At 72.0% G+C, this 1105-nt stretch carries 1 pseudogene; it reads right to left on the bottom strand.

Annotated elements, in window-relative coordinates:
- Nucleotides 1–28: 28 nt before the first annotated feature.
- Nucleotides 29–1099, bottom strand: a pseudogene (bcsZ, locus tag G3O00_RS42710) (cellulose synthase complex periplasmic endoglucanase BcsZ); the annotation flags it as partial.
- Between the last annotated feature and the right edge of the window lie 6 nt (nt 1100–1105).

Raw genomic sequence — 1105 nt, 5'->3', positions numbered from 1 at the left:
AATCCCGCGACGTGCGGCGCGGCGCGCTTCAGCGGGCGGCGCACGAGCGGCCTCCCCAACGGGCGTCGAGCGTGCCGTCCGCGCCGAACCGGTAGCGTCCGTCGCGCCAGCCGAGCCCGAACAGCGTCAGCACGCTCGTGTAGTAACCGGGCGCCGACTGGCGCGCGAGCGTATCGACACGCGCCGCCTGGGCATCCGCGAGCGCACGCTGGCCGCGTGCGTCGAGGAACGGCACGGCCGCCGCGGAAAACCCGCCGTTGCCGTCGTTCGGCCCTGCGATGCCCGTCGTCGTGTCGACCTTCTCCGGCGGCGCGCCATGCGCAGCGATGTAGTCGGCGAACGGCGCAAAACGCGCGAGCATCGGCGCGGCGAGCGGATCGGCACGGTCGAGCATGCCGGCCCACAGATACACGCGGATCGCGTTGTACGCGCTCTCCGCATGCGTATCGCGATCGGGCCCGAAACCCGTGCCCGCGCGATACAGCGCCCAGTCGGGCGAAAAGCCTTTCGGTGCGGTGTCGAGCAGCACGCGGCCGGTGCTGGAGACGAGTGCGGCCCAGCGCTTGTCGTCGGGCAGGCGCGCGCCGAGCGCGCGGATCACCTGCGGCGGCGAATAGCTCGGGTTCACGCGCCACTGGCCGTCGGCGAGCTTGAACCCCGTCGGCCCCGGCAACAGCGTGAGGCCGAGGCCCGGCACGGTCGCCGTCTCGTCGTCGAGCACGCGCTTCGCCAGCAGCGCGCCGCGTGCCGTGTAGCTGCGTTCGTGCCACAGCCGCCCGGCCTCGATGAGCGCATACGCGATCCACAGGTCGGCGTCCGACGCCGCGTTCGCGTCGAGCACGCGCCACGCGCCGTCGGGCGCGCGGCCCCACAGCCACGCCGGCAGATGCGCGCTCAGGTCGCCCTGCGCGAGATTGTTCTCGGTCCATGCGAGGATCGTGTCGAACATGCGCCGGTCGTTCGCAACCAGCGCGAAGAAAAGTCCATACGCCTGCCCCTCCGATACGGTGCGTGAATCGGCCGAGCCGACGTCGATCACGCGGCCGTCGGCCGAGATGAAATCGCGCTTGAACGCGTCCCAGCGCGGCCACGCCGCGCCGCATCA

Source organism: Burkholderia sp. Ac-20384 (assembly GCF_017104605.1).
Lineage (GTDB): Bacteria > Pseudomonadota > Gammaproteobacteria > Burkholderiales > Burkholderiaceae > Burkholderia > Burkholderia lata.
This window is presented reverse-complemented; position numbering and strand designations above follow the sequence as displayed.